Source organism: Flavobacterium stagni, from assembly GCF_004122105.1.
GTDB classification, from domain to species: Bacteria; Bacteroidota; Bacteroidia; order Flavobacteriales; family Flavobacteriaceae; genus Flavobacterium; species Flavobacterium stagni.
In genome coordinates this window covers 116,800-137,358 of the sequence record NZ_SBKN01000003.1, presented here as the reverse complement: position 1 = coordinate 137,358, position 20,559 = coordinate 116,800, and the positions used below count along the sequence as shown (strand labels likewise).

General features: G+C 37.7%; 16 protein-coding genes. 9 read left to right on the top strand and 7 right to left on the bottom strand.

Features of this window, described 5'->3' with window-relative positions:
* Positions 1-15: 15 nt before the first annotated feature.
* Complete coding sequence (locus tag EQG61_RS06655) at positions 16-1,185, bottom strand: N-acetylmuramoyl-L-alanine amidase family protein (RefSeq protein WP_129461135.1); 1,170 nt, start codon at positions 1,183-1,185, stop codon at positions 16-18.
* 132 nt (positions 1,186-1,317) lie between these two features.
* On the opposite strand from EQG61_RS06655, the gene EQG61_RS06650 reads away from it, so the two are divergent.
* Both EQG61_RS06650 and EQG61_RS06645 read left to right on the top strand, forming a co-directional pair.
* Positions 1,318-3,915 carry a putative LPS assembly protein LptD gene (locus tag EQG61_RS06650; RefSeq protein ID WP_235829038.1) on the top strand — a complete coding sequence of 866 codons (2,598 nt, stop codon included), beginning with the start codon at positions 1,318-1,320 and terminating at the stop codon, positions 3,913-3,915.
* Position 3,916: 1 nt separating this feature from the next.
* Positions 3,917-4,297: a RidA family protein gene (locus EQG61_RS06645; RefSeq protein ID WP_129461133.1), complete on the top strand. Its 381-nt coding sequence runs from the start codon at positions 3,917-3,919 to the stop codon at positions 4,295-4,297.
* A 1-nt stretch (position 4,298) separates the two neighbouring features.
* On the opposite strand, the gene EQG61_RS06640 is transcribed toward EQG61_RS06645, so the two are convergent.
* From EQG61_RS06640 to EQG61_RS06620, 5 genes are all read right to left on the bottom strand, one after another.
* A complete protein-coding gene (locus EQG61_RS06640) occupies positions 4,299-4,670 on the bottom strand; it encodes a methylglyoxal synthase (RefSeq protein ID WP_129461132.1) in 372 nt (123 codons plus the stop codon).
* 75 nt (positions 4,671-4,745) lie between these two features.
* Positions 4,746-5,597, bottom strand: coding sequence for an N-acetylglucosamine kinase (locus EQG61_RS06635; RefSeq protein ID WP_129461131.1), 852 nt, complete (start codon positions 5,595-5,597; stop codon positions 4,746-4,748).
* 71 nt (positions 5,598-5,668) lie between these two features.
* Entirely contained in the window at positions 5,669-6,670 is a 1,002-nt protein-coding gene (gene gap, locus EQG61_RS06630) for a type I glyceraldehyde-3-phosphate dehydrogenase (RefSeq protein ID WP_129461130.1), read from the bottom strand.
* Positions 6,671-6,700: 30 nt separating this feature from the next.
* The gene (pfkA, locus tag EQG61_RS06625; RefSeq protein WP_129461129.1) at positions 6,701-7,687 is read right to left on the bottom strand and encodes a 6-phosphofructokinase; all 987 of its coding nucleotides are present in this window, start codon (positions 7,685-7,687) and stop codon (positions 6,701-6,703) included.
* A 152-nt stretch (positions 7,688-7,839) separates the two neighbouring features.
* On the bottom strand, positions 7,840-12,279 hold the full coding sequence (locus tag EQG61_RS06620) for a translocation/assembly module TamB domain-containing protein (protein WP_235829037.1): 4,440 nt from the start codon (positions 12,277-12,279) through the stop codon (positions 7,840-7,842).
* A 199-nt stretch (positions 12,280-12,478) separates the two neighbouring features.
* Between EQG61_RS06620 and tsaD the strand changes: the two genes are divergently transcribed.
* The 7 genes from tsaD to EQG61_RS06585 all read left to right on the top strand — a co-directional run bounded on the left by tsaD (position 12,479) and on the right by EQG61_RS06585 (position 19,427).
* Positions 12,479-13,501: a tRNA (adenosine(37)-N6)-threonylcarbamoyltransferase complex transferase subunit TsaD gene (gene tsaD / locus EQG61_RS06615; protein ID WP_129461127.1), complete on the top strand. Its 1,023-nt coding sequence runs from the start codon at positions 12,479-12,481 to the stop codon at positions 13,499-13,501.
* A gap of 1 nt (position 13,502) precedes the next feature.
* On the top strand, positions 13,503-14,207 hold the full coding sequence (locus EQG61_RS06610) for a 16S rRNA (uracil(1498)-N(3))-methyltransferase (protein WP_129461126.1): 705 nt from the start codon (positions 13,503-13,505) through the stop codon (positions 14,205-14,207).
* A 1-nt stretch (position 14,208) separates the two neighbouring features.
* Positions 14,209-15,393 (top strand): thioredoxin family protein, encoded by a 1,185-nt coding sequence (locus tag EQG61_RS06605; protein ID WP_164974901.1) that lies wholly within the window; start codon positions 14,209-14,211, stop codon positions 15,391-15,393.
* Positions 15,390-16,031: a DUF4159 domain-containing protein gene (locus EQG61_RS06600; RefSeq protein ID WP_129461124.1), complete on the top strand. Its 642-nt coding sequence runs from the start codon at positions 15,390-15,392 to the stop codon at positions 16,029-16,031. Before EQG61_RS06605 ends, EQG61_RS06600 begins: the two co-directional genes overlap by 4 nt.
* A gap of 83 nt (positions 16,032-16,114) precedes the next feature.
* Complete coding sequence (locus EQG61_RS06595; protein ID WP_129461123.1) at positions 16,115-17,077, top strand: zinc metalloprotease; 963 nt, start codon at positions 16,115-16,117, stop codon at positions 17,075-17,077.
* Between the two features lie 79 nt (positions 17,078-17,156).
* A complete protein-coding gene (locus EQG61_RS06590; RefSeq protein ID WP_129461122.1) occupies positions 17,157-18,248 on the top strand; it encodes an AI-2E family transporter in 1,092 nt (363 codons plus the stop codon).
* Entirely contained in the window at positions 18,249-19,427 is a 1,179-nt protein-coding gene (locus EQG61_RS06585) for a class I SAM-dependent methyltransferase (RefSeq protein WP_129461121.1), read from the top strand.
* On the opposite strand, the gene EQG61_RS06580 is transcribed toward EQG61_RS06585, so the two are convergent.
* Positions 19,424-20,119 (bottom strand): M15 family metallopeptidase, encoded by a 696-nt coding sequence (locus tag EQG61_RS06580; RefSeq protein WP_129461120.1) that lies wholly within the window; start codon positions 20,117-20,119, stop codon positions 19,424-19,426. The genes EQG61_RS06585 and EQG61_RS06580 overlap by 4 nt on opposite strands.
* Positions 20,120-20,559 lie beyond the last annotated feature (440 nt).

Here is a 20,559-nt window from a genome sequence, read left to right as displayed (position 1 = left end):
GCAAAGTTACACTTTTTATTTTAAAGCTTCTTGAACCGAAACACTCTTTCCGTCTTTAAAAGCAATTATAAAAGCCTGGTTGTATCCTTTGCTTTTGGCTTCTGTCAACAAACGTTTCGCTTCTTCATAATTGGCTGTTTCGCCGTACATATATTTATAAAGACCCGCTGGCGTTTGCGTCATCGAAATGGATTTAAGCCCTTTGAAATTGGAAGGTGTAGTTTCTAATTTTTTGGCACTCGCCGAAATTTGAATTTTGAAAACCACCCCTTTGGTAGGTTTTTCATTTTCCACAAGAACTTTTTTGGGCTCTGTTTTCTTAACGACTGAATCCTTTTTTACGGGTGTATTCACAATTACTTCTTCTACTCGTTGAGAAGGTTTTACATTGTCTGAAGCGGCATCTTCCCCGTCAAAATTATCTTTTTTATAACTCAAAATCGCTTTGTAAATCGCTTCAGCAATTTCACTTTGCCCTTCTTCTGAATCCAAACGCGCACCTTCAACTGGATTGGAAACAAATCCCGTTTCAATCAAAACACGGGGCATGTAGGCTTTGTGCAAAACCATATATGGTGCTTGTTTTACGCCGCCACCACGACTTTTCTTTCCTAGCAATTTGACAAAATTATCCTGAATTTTAGCAGCTAAAGCAATGCTATTCTCTAAGAATTCCTCTTGCATAATGGTCATTCCCAACATGGATTCTGGCTTTTTAGGATCAAAGCCTTCGTATTTTTGCTTGTAATCTTTCTCCATCGTGATTACAGCATTTTCTCGTTTAGCCGCTTCAAGATTAGAAGCGTTTTTGGACATACCCATTACATAAGTTTCAGTACCATCCGCAGCTGTATTCTTGTTTGCATTGCAATGCACAGACACAAAAATATTGGCATCTGCACGGTTGGCAATGTTGGCTCTTTCGATCAAATCCACGAAAACATCAGTTTTACGCGTATAAATCACATCAATGTTGTTGTGCTTTTCCAACAATTTGCCCACTTTCAAAACAATGGCCAAATTGATGTTTTTTTCAATATGTCCGTTGTAAACCGCTCCAAAGTCGTGATCGCCATGTCCAGCATCGAGTGCGACTTTAAATTTTCCATTTTGACTCCAAGCCATTGACAATGAAAAGAGTAGAACAAAAAAACAGGTGATTATCGTGCTAATGCGTTGATTCATGGTATTTAAACGTTAATTTTAATTAAAACCCAACAAGTATAAAATTAATTATTCTCTATTTTTGACGAAATTATATGTAAGTTTGCCCGTCAAAAATCAGGCCATATTTTTACAAAAATAGTATTAATCCGTTTGCGCACAAAGTTATTTTATATCGTTTTATCCATAGTGTTTCTAACAAAAGGAAACGCAGTACTTTATGGTCAAAAAGAAACGAATACCGCACCTACTTCTAACGTAAAAAACGCCACTGTTATTTCAACCGATACGATTTTAAAAAAGAAGAAATATCTTGAGAGCAAAGTCGAATATTTCGGGAAATCTTATGCGAAATTCGATCAAAAAAAGCAAATCATCACCTTGATGGATGAAGCGGTGTTGAAATACCAAGATTATGAATTAAAAGCTGGCATCATTGTTTTTGATTATAAAAAAAATGAAGTCTACGCCGGGCGTTTAAAGGATACTGCTGGAAATTTCATTCAATATCCCGTTTTCAAACAAGGCGGCAATGTGATTGAACCGGATTCCATTCGATTTAATTTTAAAACCAAAAAAGCATTGGTTTGGAATTCCCGCACCAAGCAACAGGAGATGTATATTAATGCGGAAAAAACCAAAAAAGAAAACGATTCCACCTATTACATGAAAGGGGCTCGGGTTACAACTTCTGCAAACTTAGAAGATCCAGAATACTATTTTTTGGTTCGAAAAATGAAATTTGTGCCCGGTAAAAAAGTCGTAGCCGGATTCACCAACATGTACATCTACAATGTACCTACGCCTATTGCGGTTCCGTTTGCTTTTTTCCCTATCACCACAAAAGCGCGATCAGGAATCATCATTCCGGCCTACGGACAAAGTAATTCCCGAGGGTTCTTTTTACAAAACGGGGGATATTATTTTGCATTGAGCGATCATTATGACTTGGCCCTTTTAGGCGATTATTATACGAATGGTAGTTATGCTTTACGCGCAGAAACCAATTACGGTAGTCGATACCATTTTACCGGCGCTTTCAGTCTTCGTTTTGAAAATCAAATTACAGGTGAACGCGGATTTCCAGGTTATGCCAAGCAAAACATTTACAATATTCAATGGAATCATTCCAAAGATCCTAAATCCAATCCCAATTCACGATTCTCGGCTTCTGTGAATTTAGGAAGTAGTAAGTATTTCCAACAATCATTAAACTTAGCCAACTTAGGATCCCAGTTAAACAATACCTTGAGTTCGTCGGTGACCTTTTCCAAAACATTTAAAACGGTACCGCAAATTAATTTCACCACTTCGGCCAACCATACACAAAACAACCAGAGTCAGATGATCAGTTTGACCCTACCTACTTTACAAGCGAGTATGGACCGTGTGTATCCGTTTGCACCAAAAAGTGGCATCAAAAAAGGGTTCATTCAAAACATTAACTTCCAATACAATGTCAATGGTAGAAACCAATACAATGTAAAAGAAGACATCTTTTTTAAATCGGAAATGTTTAAAAACGGACAAATGGGAATGCAGCATACGCTTCCCTTGTCGACCAACTTTAAAGTATTCCAATATTTTAGTTTCACCAGTTCGTTGAATTATAACGAAGTGTGGGTGAATAAAACCATTCGTAAAGATTATGATGCAGCGGCTGGTGCGGTAGTCTCTTCAACGGTCAATGGCTTTGATGCTTTCCGTACCTATTCCATCAGCAATTCGGTGGGAACATCTATTTACGGAACTTTTAAATTTAAAGGAAAAGGGCGTTTGCAGTCCATTCGTCATACCATGCGACCTACATTAACCCACAATTACACTCCTGGATTTAATCAATATTATCAAAATTATACGTCAGATGCCGCGGGGACAGTATTGCGTTATTCCCGTTTTGAAAGTGGTATTTATGGTGCCCCAACGAGTGCATTAGCCAATGCCTTGGATTTTTCTTTAGTGAATGTTTTGGAAGCCAAAGTAAAGGACAAAGATTCTACGAAAACTGAATTGAAAAAAATCTTTTTATTGAACAATTTAACCTTTGGCACACGCTATAATTTTGCCGCCGATGGATTTAAGTTGGATGCCTTCCGAATGTCAGGAGGGACCGCATTATTCAAACAAAAAATGAATGTGAATTTTGCTGCTGTTTTTGACCCTTATGTTTTAAATAGTGACAAAAAAAAGATTGACAAATATGTTTGGAATGACGGCGGATTCCTTCGCATGACCAGCGCCAATATAACCCTCAATTATTCATTTAATAGTGCCGGTGATGGCAATCAGAATGAAAACACCCAAGGTTTACGCAACGGCGGTCGCAATGATGACCTTTTCGGTTCCAATAAAGAACCGAATCGAACGGATGAAAACGAAGAGGAAAAAGATACGTTTGCCGGATTTTATAACGCTATTATACCATGGGACATCAATTTAGCCTATGCCCTCACCTATTCTAATGCTTTGGGTGAAAATAAAATAACCGGAAATTCATTGATGATTTCTGCCAATACGACGCTAACATCCAAATGGACTTTAGGAGCTTCAACAGGGTACGATTTCCAAAACAAAGGCGTCACGTTTACGCAATTACGCATCAACCGCGATTTGGACAGTTGGAGCATGAATTTCAATTGGAGTCCGTTTGGTTTAAACCCGTATTGGGGATTCTTTATCGGGATTAAATCCGGAATGTTGAGCGATATTAAATGGGATAAAAATTCACAACCTGACCGAACTTTACGTTAATATGAAACAAATTATTTTTACAGAAAAAGCGCCGGCACCAATCGGACCTTATAATCAAGCCGTATTAATTGGGAATACTTTATACACTTCGGGTCAAATTGCGTTACATCCTGAAAGTGGCGAATTGGTACTAAATGATATTGAAACCGAAACGAAACAAGTTATGGAAAACATGAAAGCAGTTTTAGAAGCGGCTGGAATGGGATTTGAGCATGTCGTTAAAACCACCATCTTCATCATGAATATGGGTGATTTTGCCCGAATAAACACTGTTTACGGCAGTTATTTTGACGAAAAAACCGCTCCAGCTCGTGAAACGGTTCAGGTGGCTTGCCTGCCTAAAAATGTCAATGTTGAAATTTCGATGATCGCCGTGAAGTAATTCACGGTTTTTTTATGGCATCCAATAACAATTGAGCCGTGGCTTCGTTGGTCGCCAACGGTACATTGTGCACATCACAAATTCTGATCAGCATATTAATATCGGCATCATGGGGATGACTCGAACCTGGGTCTTTAAAAAACAAGACCATTTTGGTTTTCCCTTCAGCAACTCGAGCGGCAATTTGTGCATCGCCACCCAACGGACCTGAAAGGTATCGTTTCACCTTAAACCCCGCAGCTTCTGCTTTTCCTCCTGTTGTTCCCGTAGCGATAATTTTAATTTCGTCCTGACTCAAGGTTACTTTATTTTTATTTAAAAATTGAACCATGTCCGCTTTTTTACCGTCGTGCGCTATAATTGCAATTTCCATTGAATACTTTTTTACAAATTTACAATAAAAAACCCCGATTTCTCGGGGTTGTACGTTGTTGTGTTGTCGGTTTAATTATTTGTTTAAAACATGGTAGGCAATCAAACCGTCGATAGGTCGACGCAATACATTGCCAATTGTAATGCCGTAACGATTTAATATTGTGGTCAATTCATCTTTTAAATAAAAAGCAATTGAACCTACGAAATGTACCGGGATTTCTTTACAATTTTCGAACTGCATGATGTAATTTTCTACAAAATCCACCATTTCCATTTCGATATATTGTTTGCAGAATTCCGTGTCTTTGTGTTTGATTAAAAATTTTGCAAAGGTTGCCAAATACGCATTCGGATTGGGTTCTTTATACAAATTATGCTTGATGTAATCAGGGTCTACATTGTATTCTTCTTCAAATTCTAAGGCCAAATCTTTGGGCATTTTATTGAAATAATACCCGCGAATCAAATGACGTCCAAAACGGTTACCCGAACAATCATCCATGGCGATGTAGCCGAGCGATTGTACTTTTTGATGCAACACTTTTCCGTCAAAATAACTGCAATTAGAACCTGTTCCTAAAATACAAACGATAGCTTCTTCATCTTTGGGTGTAGTGGCATACACCGCGGCATAGGTATCTTCATGAACAACAACAGCGGCCTTGGAGAAATAATCTTCAAAAACTTCAGTCAAGAAATTTTTCATGCGGTCGGTTCCACAACCGGCGCCATAAAAGAACAAATGCGTTGCTTTATCTTTATTGTGGGAAATATCAAATTTATCATCCAAACGTGCGATAATTTCTTCTTTATCGAGCACTTCCGGATTTAAACCTAACGATTGCGTGGTGAAAAGTACTTTACCATTCTCATCAATAGCAATCCAATCGGCTTTGGTTGACCCACTATCTACTAATAATTTCATACAATTTGGTTTGGTTAGCGAACAAAAAATCCCGCATTGATTGGTCTCAACACGGGATTTTTTAATAGGTTTTATAAATTGGCAATATGAACAGACAAGTCAATTAATTTGCTTGAATAGCCGTATTCATTATCATACCAAGAAACTAATTTGAAGAAAGTCGATGTTAATCCGATACCTGCTTTAGCATCTACAATTGAAGTGCGAGAATCGCCCACGAAATCTTGTGAAACCACATCGTCTTCAGTAAAGCCAAGAATACCTTTCATTTCATTTTCTGAAGCATTTTTCAAAACAGCCATGATTTCTTCATAGGTTGTTTCTTTTGCCAATTTCACAGTCAAATCCACTACTGATACATCTACTGTTGGCACACGGAAAGACATTCCTGTTAATTTTCCATTTAAAGAAGGAATTACTTTTCCTACTGCTTTAGCCGCACCAGTTGAAGATGGGATAATGTTTACGCTAGCTGCACGACCACCACGCCAATCTTTACGTGAAGGTCCGTCGGCTACCATTTGTGTTGAAGTGGAAGCATGAACGGTTGTCATTAATCCTTCCACAATTCCAAAATGATCATTGATTACTTTGGCTAATGGTGCTAAACAGTTGGTTGTACATGAAGCATTCGATACAATCAAGTCGGTAGGTTTAACTTCATTATGATTTACACCCATTACAAACATTGGTGCATCGGCTGAAGGAGCAGAAATAATTACTTTTTTAGCGCCCCCTTTAATATGTGCTTGAGCCGAATCAACAGTGGTGAAAATACCGGTACATTCTGCAACAACATCAACTCCTACTGCATCCCATTGAATAACAGCTGGATCTTTTTCAGCAGTCACACGAATGTGTTTGTCATTTACATACAATTTACCTTCTTTCACTTCTACTTTTCCGTTGAAACGTCCGTGAACCGAATCATATTTTAATAAGTAGGCCAAATGATCCACATCCAACAAGTCGTTGATGGCTACTACTTCTACGTTGTCTCTATTATAGGTTTCTCTGAAAACGATTCTACCAATACGACCAAAACCGTTAATTCCTAATTTTACTTTAGACATTTTTTCTAGATTTTTTTAGTTTATAATTTATTAAGTAGTCATGATATCTGAAACGCGAAGTAATTCCAAATCGATTTCAGTATGACCTTTAATTGCTTGTTCTAATGGTGTAAGGTTTACTTTATCATTCATTAAACCTACCATATAATTGGATTTACCTTCCAACAAGGATTCCACGGCTTTAACCCCTAAACGAGAAGCCAAAACACGGTCAAAACAAGAAGGAGAACCCCCGCGTTGCATATGTCCTAAAACGGATACGCGAACATCGTACTCGGGTAAATTTTGTTCGACATAATCTTTCAATTCGAATACGTTTTTACCAATTTTATCCCCTTCTGCAACCACAACAATACTGGAAGATTTTCCTGAAAGTTTACTGCGGCGTAAGGATTCTAACAAACGTTCCAATCCCAAATCTTCTTCTGGAATTAAGATTTCTTCTGCTCCCGCACCGATTCCGGTATTCAAAGCGATATGTCCGGCATCACGGCCCATCACTTCCACAAAGAACAAACGGTTATGAGAACTCGCAGTATCGCGAATTTTGTCTATCACTTCAACCACGGTATTTAAAGCGGTATCATAACCCAAAGTATGGCTCGTACCGTAAATATCATTATCAATGGTACCTGGAATTCCGATTACGGGAACATGGTATTCGCGGTTGAAAATTTCAGCTCCTGTAAATGAACCGTCACCACCAATAACCACTAAAGCTTCAATACCTGCTTCTTTTAAATTCTCAAACGCTTTGGCTCTTCCCTCGGGCGTCATGAATTCTTTGGAACGGGCAGATTTTAAAATAGTTCCTCCTTTATTCACAATGTTATGAACTGAACGGGGCCCCATTTCTTTGAAGTCACCTTCAATCATTCCTTGATATCCTCTGTAAATACCCATACAATCTACATTGTAATAGGCACAGGCGCGTACTACTGAACGAATGGCGGCATTCATTCCCGGTGAATCACCACCCGAAGTTAGTACACCAATCTTTTTTATTCTTTTTGACATAATCCTCACTTTTGTATTGTAAAATTAGCAAACCAAACCCATATAGAATACTGACTTTTTACCAATTTGAAAAAATCGGTAAAATTCAAACGTTTTCGTTGATAAGTTTCTAGTTATTTACAGAAAAAAAAGCGAAATTCTCAAAATGAGACTTAATCGTCTTGAGGAACAGCCTCTTGATTGGGCTTAGGGGTAGTTTCTTCCGGTTTTTTATTTTCCGGCTTGGTATTCATATCAATGTAATCTGGGAAATAGCCTGAATCAGCAGGTACATCATGGCCTGCAGTAGAAACCTGAACTGCTTTTTTGCCAAAGATTTTCTTAATCAATTCGTTAAACGTATCAAAGTCAACTTCATACGAAATACCGGCACCTTGCGTATATCCAACTCCTTGACCGATATAATTGATGTCGTTTTCACGATTGAACAAACGTAAATTCAATGTTCCGTCTTCATTTACGCGGTACAAGGCTTCAAAGTTGCCGACAATGGCAGTTTGGGAAACACCGCCTGTGGGCACCCCGACTTTACCATTGATGGTAATACGATCGTTAATTTGTGTAGTAATATTGGCTACCAAACGCCCATCTGTAGGATTCAAAGCGGTACGATCGGCCTGACTGTAAGTAACATCAACAATAAATTTCCCATCTTTATCATTGAATAAATCGCCAAAAAGAGCTCCTGCTTTTTCGTAGAAACTGTTGGTGATTTGCGACTGACTCAAACCTTCCGGACTTAAGAAACCACCCGTAGATAGTAAATAAAGTGCTTGGGTTTGGCGCGTATCTTTATCGCTTAATTTGGTTTCAATTTCAGAGCGAATAACCGAACTCACATTGGGGAAATTGATGGCGAAATCAGGTTCAGGAGTTAATACAGTTCCTTTTAAAGAAATCACCACTTCTACCGGAATTTTGCGATTAAATGAAGCATTTTCAATAAGTACAGCAGGGTTTGCCGTAATGTTTTGAGAAACCGCTTCTAAGTTCAATTGGGCGCGATACGGATTTCCGTCCCAAACAATCGAACCGTAGCGTTTTACTTTGAATTTTTTATCGATTAATCCGCCGTATTTGAAGTTATAATAGCCATCCCAAACCTGGAAGTCCCCGTTCATTTCAAACTTACCCAACGTATTAATATTCATGAATAAAGTTCCTACTCCGGTACCGCGCATACCGTGCTTGGATTCACGATTTAATATCACTTCAATATTGGCCACAGGTGTAATATTAAATTCGAAATTCATTTGCAATCCGTTGTAATTGCGAATAAATTCAACATCCTTGGTCGTTTGCCCTTTCTTCTCTGAAGGTGTTACAAAATGGATGTAATTATTTTCGGCCACGGCATCGGCATCGTTAATTGGAATTTTGATGTCGGTTCCTTTCACCGAAGTGGCCACCATATTGATTTCCAAATTTTCGGTCGGCCCTTTAATCGTGGCATAGCCATCAATAAATGCAGTTCCAAAATAAGCCGCATCCTCGCTATCTTTCGTGTCTAAGGCTAAAATTTTATCAGAGGCAATATTTAAATCCAATTCCCAATTGCCGAATTGTTTGTGTTTAACAAAGCCTTGTAGCGTTCCTTCGGTATTGAATTTGGAATCAAAAATTCGGGCTTTTTGAATAATGAAGCGGTCTTGCGTCACATCGACAATGGAATTGGGCTGAATTTTATAATCCACATTCAAATACGGCACCGTCACACCGGCATCGTCTACAAACAACCGACCGTTGTAATCGATGTTATTGATATTGCCGTCTAAACGAGCATTCCCCGAAACAAATCCGCGAATATTCGACAATACTTCTCCTCCCAAATGATCCAATACGCCAAGATTGAAACGTTGGAAATTTAGATCCAAATCCAAAAAGGTTTCTCCGCTTTGGGTACGTAAATTCCCCTCTGCGGTAAACGAACGTAACAATTTATTTTCAATGGTGGAATGAATATCAAATTTGGAAAAATCATCATTTCCTTTTATCTGTAAATCCAGATTCCCAAGTTCATTATCATTGACCAATAAATCTTCAATTTGCAACTGAGCTGTGGGTTGGTATACCGAATTGAATTGCTTGATGTTTACTTCCCCATTTACTTTTCCTTCAAATGCAAATTGTTTGACATCGGGGGTGATTTTGTTCAAATTGACATCATGGAACGTGAGCTGTAAATCTTTGGAACCGCCCTGACTGCTGATGCCACCATTCAATTTCATGAATTGGTCCTCATGAGAAATCACCAACTCATCAAATTTAAAATTGCTTAATTTTTTATCAAAAACTATGCGGTGCTTCTCGTCTTCTTTTTCATTGATGTACCACAAGAAATCTTTGAACATTACCTCTGATTTTCGGAATCCAACCACGTTTTGTTTATTGGCATCAATGGTATGGTACAAGTTCAAATTGTAAAAGTCGTTGCCTTTTTCCCCGCCTTTGAATTCGGTACGGAATGAAAGCGTATCCTTTGAAGTTGCATTGATTAACGAAAAATCGCGGATTTTATAGTACTTTGTTTTGATACTATCCATTTGTACATAAGTGTTGTACAACGGATTTTTATTGTCAATATCTACCAACACATTGTCCAAATGAATTCCGTAAGCATCAACCGATTTGGACTTTAAATCCATTTTAAAATCATTTTGATCACTGCGAATGATGCCACTTAATTCGGCATCTTCACTGAAGGTCACTTTTGGATTGATGATTTCAATGATATTGTGAAATTCTTTAAATTCAAATTTCACATATTGCCCCGATTTCACTTTGTTAGGACGGTAATTGGTATATAAACTTCCCAACGAATTTTCCACCATTTTGGAAATTTGTTCAAACTCGAATTTACCTTGAATTTTACCGCTCACTTCATCGGGTGAATACAGCGTCACTTCATGTTCGCCATTGGCATTAAAACTCGAATTCAACGACAAATAATCGAAAAAGTATTGGTTTTTCTTGTTGATGTAAGAGGCATTGGTAAACACCACATCTCCTTTCATATTATTCAACGAATTTCCATTCATTTTCATGACGATGTCGCCGCGAAAAACGGCCACATCATCGGATAAGAAGCGGAGTGTTTTCAAGTTGGCATAATCCACACGCGCATGAAAATCATATCGGTTTTCCTTTTTACTTAAATCAACGATTCCATCAAAGTCAAAGAATAAATTGGGATCATTTATATTTACTTTCCCTTTGAAGATTGGCTTTTTAAAACTACCGTCGGCAAGAATATTTTGATACGTGTAGCCATTGTAGTTGATACTTTGCACGCCACCTGAGAACTGAACATCTAAGTATTTTTCAACAAATCCATTACCGTCTACCGCTACATTTAGACTTACTTTTCCGAGATCGTTCCGACCCAAAAATGTCCCCACATCAAATTGGTTCATGACTAAAATACCCGAGTAAGAAGCATTGTCAATATTATCAATATTGGTCATCACCATATCGGCACTTAATTGCCCAAGTAATGTAGAAAGTTCAAAATTAGAGTCTATTGATTTGGGCGTAATTTCGGCTTCACCCGAAAGTTGGAACTGCCCTAATTTAGCTAATGAAGAAGGTAGTTTTTTCCCTAAAACATTGGGTAACAAAGCTGTTAAATCTTCGTAATTGGAGGACACTTTCTTGAAGCGGCCTTTCATATAAAAATCTCCTTCTCCGCGGGTCGCAAATAAATTTCTAAAGTTGACATTTCCGGCAATTTCAGAATTTAATCGATCTTTTAAATACAGTCGTTTTGCGGTGAAATTATTGAGTGTGCCGTCCAATTTTCCTGAAAATGTGATGCGGTTATTTTTACCGATTTCATTGTAAAAAAATCGAATATCATTGGTTGAAATAGAGGCTAATTCGGTGTTAACATCGAAGCGAACTTTGTTGTTAAAATCGGCAAAGTCCTTACGGTCATAGCGTAGAATAACATCACCTTTGAAATGGGATTCCTCCGTTTTTAAATCTGTTTTTTCTAAACGAATATTTTGCTTGGTGTAGGTAAACTGTGAGGAAAGACTGGTTACAAATAAGCCGCGATGGTCCAAAAACGACATGGCATCGATGTGGGTATACACATTTGGACCCTTAATTTTAAAATCGGAAATTACGGCGTTGATTTTGGTGAAATCAGCGTCTTTAGGCACTTTTCGGTTATAGTCGGTTAAACGAAAAGTACTATTTACCAACGTAATTTCTTTGGAAACCATTCTAAATTTACCCGAAGCCTTTTTCCCATCGTCAAAGGCTGCCACAAATTTATCTAGGTTCGTGTCGCGTTCGCCTTTCAAGGTTTTTACATCCAGCAACAATTCATCCACCTTCATTTTACCGAAATACAAATTCCCGTCCAATAACGATTTGGCATCAGTAATGGAAGTGCCAATGCGATTGGCAAAAATTAAAGTGTCTTTGGAAGCATCTTTTACGAGAACTTCTTTGAGTTGAACACCGCCAAAAAGATTGATTTCGACCCGACTCACATGAATATCGACATGATAATCGCGGTTCAATTGTTCGGTAAAATGCTGGGCGATTTTGGTTTGTACAAAGGGAAGAGAAAGTGCAATAGCCAAAAGAATTAGCAAAATCAACACGGATAAAAGTACCCTGATTGTAATTTTTCTAATCTTCTGTAAACGTATATTTGGTTTTTTCTCTTTCAAATTTAATTTTGTACGGGCGATGAAAACCTGAAATAATGTACTTTTGTAATCGATGTAAAAATACAGGTTTTACGCGGTTTAAACCAAATTTAAACAAAAATTGTGCCTAATGAGTACTCCTCCAATTTATATTTTAGCCATTGAAAGTTCGTGCGACGACACAGCGGCAGCTGTTTTGAAAGATAATGTAGTACTTTCCAATGTGGTAGCGCGGCAACATATTCATGAAGAATACGGTGGCGTTGTGCCGGAATTGGCTTCAAGAGCGCACCAACAAAATATTGTTCCTGTGGTAGATGTTGCTTTGAAAAAAGCGGGGATAACACGGGATCAATTAAGTGCTGTGGCATTTACTCAAGGTCCAGGATTAATGGGCTCTCTTTTGGTAGGAACTTCATTTGCAAAGTCATTGGCCATGGCTTTACAAATTCCCTTAATTGCGGTGAACCATATGCATGCGCATATTTTGGCGCACTTTATCAAAGAAGAAGGTTTTGCGATGCCTGAATTTCCTTTTTTGGCATTAACCATTTCTGGTGGACATACTCAAATTGTGAAAGTGAATAGTTTTTTTGATTTAGAAATCATCGGTGAAACGACTGACGATGCCGTTGGGGAAGCTTTTGATAAATCGGCAAAAATATTGGGATTACCGTATCCCGGCGGACCGTTGATTGATCAATTAGCGAAAGAAGGAAATCCGAAGCGTTTTCCGTTTACCCGACCCAAAGTGGACGGTTTGGACTTTAGTTTTTCTGGACTTAAGACACAAATTTTATATTTCATTCAAAAAAATCAAGCGGCAAATCCAAATTTTATTGAAGAAAATAAAGCCGATATTTGTGCCTCAATTCAACACATCATCATTGAAATATTAATGGAAAAACTGAAGTTGGCAGTGTCTACAACTGGAATTAACCAAATTGCTATTGGCGGTGGTGTTTCGGCCAACTCGGGAATTCGTCAAACTTTAGTTGACGCTCAATCCAAATACGGCTGGAAAACATTTATTCCGAAATTTGAATACACTACAGATAATGCAGCGATGATTGGAATTGTAGGATACCACCGTTATTTGGAAGAACGTTTCACTGCAACTGATGTGGTTGCCAAAGCACGAATTGAATTTTAAGATGCAATTATTTTACACTCCGACGCTTACGCCCGAGGCTACTTCATTTACCTTTGATCGCGAAGAAAGCAAACACATTATTAAAGTCCTTCGTAAAAAAGAAGGCGATAGTATTCACGTTACAAACGGTTTAGGGAATTTGTTTGAAACAGTAATCACCATTGCTTCTGACTCAAAATGTACGGTATCCATTCAAAAAGTTCATACCGCAACACCTAATAAGACGCATTTGCATTTGGCTGTAGCGCCTACCAAAATGAACGAACGGTACGAATGGTTTTTGGAAAAAGCTACCGAGATAGGAATATCGGAAATCACACCCATTCTTTGCGACAATTCGGAGCGAACCGTTGTGAAAGTTGACCGAATGGAGAAAATCTTGGTTTCGGCCATGAAACAGTCCAATCAATATTTTTTACCTAAATTGAACGAACCCATTCGCTTTCAAAAATTTACAAACCAAGCGTATTCGGGACAAAAATTTATAGCCCATTGTGAGGAAACCAACAAAAAATCCTTGAAAGAAGCCTTGGTGAAAAATCAAAATGTTTTGGTATTAATCGGACCCGAGGGCGATTTTTCTGTTAAAGAAATTGAAATGGCTTTGTCAAACAATTTCATTCCGGTAACTTTGGGTACCACCCGATTACGAACAGAAACAGCGGCGGTGGTCGCTTGCCATAGTGTGGTTTTCAATAATGAATAAGATGAAAAAACAGTTGCTATTTTTCTTTCTATTGCTTGGATTCAGTGGTTTTGCCCAATCCAATATGATTTTCAAAGACCGAAATTATTTTGAAGCTCAAAATGAAGCCAAAGAAAAAAACAAACCTTTAGTGGTTATGTTTTATGCGAATTGGTGTGAACATTGCAAAAAAATGAAAAGTTCGGTTTTGGTTGATACGGACGTGGTTTTATTCTACGGATCCAATTACATAACTGTTGCAGTGGATGCCGAATCGGAAGCGGGAAATGCCTTAAAAAATAAATTCAATAAACTTTTTAAAGTTCGCTCCTATCCTACTTTCGCTTTTTTGTCCAACAAAGAAGTGTATTTAGGCGGATTTTCGGGAGAAATGAAGAAAGAAAGTTTTTTGGAAGAAGGCAATAAACTCCTTCAAAATGACAATCAATATGAAACGCTAAAAGCCGTATTCAATGCCGAACCTTCTAATGCCGATAAATGTTTAAAATTCATCACCGCTGTGCGAAAAGCCGGATTTGATGCGACTGAAGTTACCCAAAAATACTTAGCAACCCAAGCCAAAGAAAATTTATTTACCGAACTTAATTGGCGGGTGATGGCCAATGGCATTAATACTATTGAAGCCCCTGAGTTTCAGTTTATTTTAGATCATCAAACCGAATTTGGAAAAGCTGCTAGTCCGTCGCGTGTGGAGAAGAAAATACTTTTTATGGTGCAAGATAATTTGCGAGCGTATGTGGATGCTTCAGACACTTTGAATTACAACAAACGCAGACCCTATGCAGAAAAAATTCACTTGCGCAAAACGGATTCAATGTTGTTTAAATACGACACTCAGATTTATGCCAATACCCAAGATTGGAAGAAATATGTTGCCGTTACCCAAGCCAAAACAGACGAATTTGCAGCAAAAGACAGCAACCAACTTGTTGAAATAGCATCTGTGTATTTGAATTACATAAAAGATCCTATCGCTCTAGAAAAAGCAATCAATTGGATCCAAAAAGCCATAGAGATTTCTGAGAATGCTGAAAAACATTTAGTTGCGGCAAAATTGTACCTCAAAGTAAAAAATAAAGCAAAAGCCCTTGAAGAAGCGGAAAAAGCAAAAAAATGGTCGGCCAATATGGGCTGGAGTACCTCTGAAAGTGATAAAATAATTCAAGAAATCAAAGCCACAAAATGAAACGAATAGCGATTGTATTAGTTGGATTACTCAGCTTCGGCATTCAGGCTCAAGAAATTGGACTTTTGAAATACAACGGTGGCGGCGATTGGTATGCCAATCCGACATCATTACCTAATTTGATCAAATATTGTAATGCTTCTATCAACACGTATATCAAGAATAAACCCGTGACAGTCGAACCTTCGAGTCCGGATTTATTTTCCTATCCTTTTGTGCACATGACAGGACATGGTAATGTCGTTTTCAGTCCGGCCGATATCACCAACTTAAGAAACTATATGTTATCCGGCGGTTTTTTGCATATTGACGATAATTACGGTATGGATGAGTACATTCGAAGAGAAATCAAACGCATTTTTCCCGACAAAGCACTACAAGAAATACCTGCGAATCACCCCATTTTTACTGGGCCCAATTCTTTCCCCAATGGATTGCCTAAAATTCATGAACACGACGCTAAGCGCCCACAGGCATTTGGAATTTTTGAAAACAATCGATTGGTCTTGTTATACACTTTTGAATGCGATTTGGGTGACGGTTGGGAAGACGCTGATGTCCATAACGACCCTAAAGAGGTTCGGGAAAAAGCATTAAAAATGGGCGCGAATATTATCAACTACATTTTTAACAATTAAATTGTAAAAAAAACAAGGAAATCTTTCTCACAATACACATAATTTTATAATTTGCACATATAACCAAACAAATTGTAAAACTTATGAAAAAATTGATTGTTTGCGTAGCTACAGCGCTTGCTTTATTCTCTTGTCAAAGTGAAGAACAAAACAACTCGGGTGTTTCAAACACTCAAAACGCTAAGCGTTCTTGTGCTTCCAATGATGTTTTGATGCGTCAAATTGCTGAAGACCCTTCTCTTTTACAACGAATGGAAGATATCGAACGATTCACGGATGAATATCAAAAAAACCCTTCTGCATTTCGTTTAGTGAATGGTAAAATCCAGATTCCTGTTGTTGTAAATGTGTTGTACAGAACGACAGCGGAAAATATTTCTCTTACCCAAATTCAATCACAAATTGACGTATTAAACCAAGATTATAATGCAACCAACAGTGATTACAACCAAGTTCCTGCAATTTTCTCTGGTGTAAAAGCCAATGTTGGAATCTCATTTGTTTTAGATCAAGTTATTCGTAAATCAACGACTAAAACTTCTTGGGGAACCCGTGATGCTATGAAAAAAGCGAATCAAGGAGGTTTAGCTCCAACTTCACCTACTACTAAATTAAACATGTGGGTTTGTACAATTGGAGGTGGAATTTTAGGATATGCGCAATTCCCTGGCGGATCGTCTGCAACAGATGGTGTTGTAATTGATTCAAAATATTTCGGACTTTCCGGCACTGCTAATTATCCCTACAACTTAGGTCGTACAGCGACTCACGAAGTAGGTCACTGGATGAATTTACGTCACATTTGGGGTGATGCTACTTGTGGGTCTGATTTAGTGGCTGATACACCACAACACAACACTGCTAATTATGGTGTTCCAACTTATCCACATTACAGCACATGTACAGGTACACCAATTGAAATGACCATGAACTACATGGATTATACTGATGACCGTGGAATGTATATGTTTACAGCAGGTCAAAAAGCAAGAATGGATGCCATATTTGCTGCCGGTGGTGCACGCAACTCTTTTGCTCAGCCATAATTTTTATAATATTATTTCCAAAACCTGATTGAATTATTTCAGTCAGGTTTTTTTATTTTTACACTTTAAATTTTGAGTTATGATTACGTCCAAAATGATTGCCCATGGAATATTACGCGCAATAGGCGTGCTTCTGCTTTTAGTTTTAGGCGTCTATTTCATCTATCAAATTCAGACGGTAATCGTTTACTTACTCATTTCCTTAGTACTCGCTTTAATTGCCAATCCTATTGTCGAATTTTTAAAACGAAAATTAAAATTTAAAAATACGCTTGCCGTAGCTATCACACTTACATTGTTTATATTGCTTTTGGTTGGATTAGCTGCCCTTTTTGTACCGTTAATCATTGATCAGGGAAATAAATTATCGCTTTTGAATGCCAATGCCATTGAAACCCGATCATTAGAGTTGTACCGCCAATTGGATGTTTATTTGAATTCCCATAACATGGACATGGATCGCATTCTCAAAGAAACCGATCTCACTTCAAAAATTAAGTTTAATTCCATCACCGATTTTTTAAACTCTTTAATAAATACCATAAGCAGCATCGGAATTGGAATCGTCTCGGTATTTTTTATCACGTTCTTTTTTCTAAAAGACAAAGTACAATTTATACTAATCGCAAAACGTATTTTACCCGATTCGCATGAAGATCAAATATTAAATTCAGTCGATAAAATTCGCGAATTGTTAAGTCGTTATTTTATTGGATTAATTATCCAACTCAGCGTTGTTTGTGTGTTATATCTGGTTGTACTTCTCATTTTTGGTGTAGACAATGCTTTTATTATTGCGTTTTTGTGTGCTTTATTAAACATTATCCCTTATGTGGGTCCGTTAATTGGAACAGCCGTTGCGGGTATATTAACCATGCTTTCTTTTATTAACTCCGATTTTTCAGCCGTTACTTTGCCTACAACCTTGTATGTGCTAATAGGATTTACCTTGGTGCAATTTATCGACAACAACATTACCTCACCGATCATTTTTTCGAAAAGTGTGAATTCACACCCTTTAGAAATCTTTTTGGTGGTATTGATTGCTGGAATGTTGTTTGGTATTCCAGGGATGATCATTGCGGTACCCGTGTTTACAATTTTAAAAGTGATCGCTAAAGAATTTTTCCCCGACACAACTTGGATTCAGTTGTTTACTAAAAACATTTAAATGCTTTTGAAATCATTATTACAACCTGAAATCCAAGCCTTTATTCAATCCCATTTAAAAGGTGCAATCAATGAATTGGCTTTAAAAAAGAATCCTTTTCCTTCACTAGATTATAAATTGATTTTAAATCAAATTGAGGCAAAAAATAAAGCGGAAAACAAGCTTCCGACTTGGTTTAAATCCGAAAACATTCTTTATCCTTCCAAAGTTTCCATCGAACAAACTTCTTCAGAAGTTACAGCAGCATACAAATCCAACTTTGTTTCAGGAGAAACATTAGTGGATTTAACGGGAGGTTTTGGTGTGGATAGTTTTTATTTTTCAAAAAAAATAGCAACCGTTTATCATTGTGAACACCAAGCCGAACTCAGCGAAATTGTACAGCACAACTTTTCGCAATTGGGCGTAAACAACATCACTTGCGTGAACGGAGATGGTTTGGATTGGCTTCAAAAGAATAACAAAACTGTAGATTGGATTTACATCGATCCATCCCGAAGACATGAGGTTAAAGGTAAAGTTTTTCTTTTGGCTGATTGCGAACCCAATGTGCCCGAATTAGTAACCGCCTATTGGAAATTTACAAACCAAATTTTAATTAAAGTCGCCCCCATCCTTGATATCACTTCTGCTATTCGCGAACTTGAATTTGTCAAAGAAGTGCGCGTAGTTGCCTATCTTAATGAAGTGAAAGAATTGTTGTTTTTTTTAGAAAAAGACTGGACGGGTCCGATAACCATCCATGCGGATTCCATCGCTAAGGATCAACAAGTGGAAACGTTTTCTGCTATTTTTGGAGAAAACGTAGCAATGGATTGTGAATTACCGCTTACTTACTTATACGAACCCAACGCAGCAGTTTTAAAGTCAGGAGTGCAAAACGGACTAGCAAAATTGCATCAATTAAAGAAACTCCATCCGCATACGCATTTATTCACAAGTTCCGAATTAATAGATTTTCCGGGTCGTCGCTTTCAAATAACTCGAATTGAAGAGTATTCCAAAGCAATTTTAAAAAGTATGAGCGGTAAAAAATTCAATGTAGCGACACGTAATTTTCCGGAGACTGTGGAAGAAATTCGGAAAAAAGGGAAAATAAAAGACGGTGGTGACGATTATGTTTTTTTTGTAACCCTTTTGAATCAGAAAAAAGCGGTTCTTTTTACCCAAAAAATTTAAGGACAATCCCATTTAAAATTAGCCAACGGATCTTTGATGGATTCGGCCAAGTTATAATGCCACCACTCCGATTTGAAAGCGCGAAAATTGTGGCGCAACATAATTTCTTTCAATAGCGCTCTATTGGCTTTTACTTTACTAGAAAGTTTCTTGTAGGCATGGGCTGCTTCGGGTCCGAAATGATCAAAAGAAGTTCCCATTTCCAATTCGACACCATTCAAATCCACTAATGTAATATCAACGGCTCCTCCACGATTATGAATAGAACCGCGTTTAGGATCGGCGACATAATCTGCATCGGGCATGATATTCCACATCTTCTTTTGGATATCCAGTGGACGGTAGCAATCAAAAATTTTTATACGATAGCCTAACTGTAAAAATTCATTATTGGCTTCAATCAAATTGCGAACGGTTTTCATGCGCAAATAACATTCGGCACAATCATACACTTGCGTTTTCAAAAAATTATCCTTCGAAGCATATTTCATATCAAACACAAACATCCCTTCATAATTGCGTAAACGAACAAATGCAGTATCATGAATCCCTTCATAGATGGCCAAGGACTTAGAATTAATGTAATTGTTTTTAATAAAATCTTTGTTGGAAATGGTCTTATCTGCTGTTTTACAAGAAACAACAGACAATAAGGTGAAAGATAGTAAAAGCAAAACAATGCTTTTGTTCATAGGATTTAAATTAAGACCTAAAAATAGTCTTTTTTGTACAGAATTTGTGCCTTTGGTTTAATTTCTATTTGTTAAAAAAACGACTAAAAACAGCCGCTATCCTATGATCCAGTCAGTCCCGAATTTTCGGGAGAATCGGACACTATAATTTTTAAACAAAAAAAGCCTCTAAAACAGAGGCTATCCTATGATCCAGTCAGTCCCGAAACATCGGGAGAACCTGAGACTATAATTTTTAAACAAAAAAAGCCTCTAAAACAGAGGCTTTCATGTGATCCAGTCAGTCCCGAAACATCGGGAGAACCTGAGACTATAATTTTTAAACAAAAAAAGCCTCTAAAACAGAGGCTTTCATGTGATCCAGTCAGTCCCGAAACTTCGGGAGAACCTGAGACTATAATTTTTAAACAAAAAAAGCCTCTAAAACAGAGGCTTTCATG

Coding starts and splice junctions, on each gene's coding strand:
- EQG61_RS06655 (WP_129461135.1), bottom strand. CDS start 1,185: ATGAATCAACGCATTAGCACGATAATCACCTGTTTTTTTGTTCTACTC.
- EQG61_RS06645 (WP_129461133.1), top strand. CDS start 3,917: ATGAAACAAATTATTTTTACAGAAAAAGCGCCGGCACCAATCGGACCT.
- EQG61_RS06640 (WP_129461132.1), bottom strand. CDS start 4,670: ATGGAAATTGCAATTATAGCGCACGACGGTAAAAAAGCGGACATGGTT.
- EQG61_RS06635 (WP_129461131.1), bottom strand. CDS start 5,597: ATGAAATTATTAGTAGATAGTGGGTCAACCAAAGCCGATTGGATTGCT.
- gap (WP_129461130.1), bottom strand. CDS start 6,670: ATGTCTAAAGTAAAATTAGGAATTAACGGTTTTGGTCGTATTGGTAGA.
- pfkA (WP_129461129.1), bottom strand. CDS start 7,687: ATGTCAAAAAGAATAAAAAAGATTGGTGTACTAACTTCGGGTGGTGAT.
- tsaD (WP_129461127.1), top strand. CDS start 12,479: ATGAGTACTCCTCCAATTTATATTTTAGCCATTGAAAGTTCGTGCGAC.
- EQG61_RS06610 (WP_129461126.1), top strand. CDS start 13,503: ATGCAATTATTTTACACTCCGACGCTTACGCCCGAGGCTACTTCATTT.
- EQG61_RS06605 (WP_164974901.1), top strand. CDS start 14,209: ATGAAAAAACAGTTGCTATTTTTCTTTCTATTGCTTGGATTCAGTGGT.
- EQG61_RS06600 (WP_129461124.1), top strand. CDS start 15,390: ATGAAACGAATAGCGATTGTATTAGTTGGATTACTCAGCTTCGGCATT.
- EQG61_RS06595 (WP_129461123.1), top strand. CDS start 16,115: ATGAAAAAATTGATTGTTTGCGTAGCTACAGCGCTTGCTTTATTCTCT.
- EQG61_RS06590 (WP_129461122.1), top strand. CDS start 17,157: ATGATTACGTCCAAAATGATTGCCCATGGAATATTACGCGCAATAGGC.
- EQG61_RS06585 (WP_129461121.1), top strand. CDS start 18,249: ATGCTTTTGAAATCATTATTACAACCTGAAATCCAAGCCTTTATTCAA.
- EQG61_RS06580 (WP_129461120.1), bottom strand. CDS start 20,119: ATGAACAAAAGCATTGTTTTGCTTTTACTATCTTTCACCTTATTGTCT.